The organism is Paraburkholderia sp. BCC1876, assembly GCF_902833695.1.
GTDB lineage: Bacteria > Pseudomonadota > Gammaproteobacteria > Burkholderiales > Burkholderiaceae > Paraburkholderia.
Genome location: NZ_CADFGI010000049.1, coordinates 1 through 536, shown reverse-complemented (window position 1 = coordinate 536; position 536 = coordinate 1). Strand labels below are relative to the sequence as shown.

The window sequence follows — 536 nt, the reverse complement described above, 5'->3', positions numbered from 1 at the left end:
CCGCGACGCGGCGACGAAACGAGGTTCATGCGGGGTGCCGCGGGCGCGAGGCAAGCACGCGGGCAACGCGAGGCGGCGAGCGGAAACATCGCGCGGCGCGGCTCAGGCCTTCTCGAGCAGCACGTAGAACTTCTTCGCGTCCTCGAGCGTTTCCCAGCGGCCCGCGAAACCGGCCGGCAGCAGATAACCCTGCCCCGCCGCGAACTCCTGGCGATTGCCCTCGAGGTCGGTCAGCGCGACGCGCCCCTCGACCAGCCAGACCGCCTCGTCCGCCTCGGTGGCCGGGAAGTCGAGCGCGCCGACCTTCCCCTCCCACCAGCCGATCACGTGGCCCGCGCTGGGGCCGGCGCCGGCGCGCCAGTCGCATTCGTCCATGCCGTAGTCGAGGCGCGTGAATGCGCCGAGGCCGGCGCCCAGCGGGACGATGTCCTGAATCAGTTTGCTCATTGCGTGGTTCATTCCGTGTAGAAGGGATGAGCTGGACTGTAGCGAGCGGCCGCGCCCCGGTATGCCCCCCCGCGGGGGGGGCAAGCCGC

Annotated in this window: 1 protein-coding gene; it reads right to left on the bottom strand. The window is 71.5% G+C overall.

Annotation, left to right across the window (positions count from 1 at the left end):
• Nucleotides 1-102: 102 nt before the first annotated feature.
• Nucleotides 103-447 (bottom strand): cupin domain-containing protein, encoded by a 345-nt coding sequence (locus tag HWY05_RS37690; RefSeq protein ID WP_098152702.1) that lies wholly within the window; start codon nt 445-447, stop codon nt 103-105.
• Nucleotides 448-536: the final 89 nt, after the last annotated feature.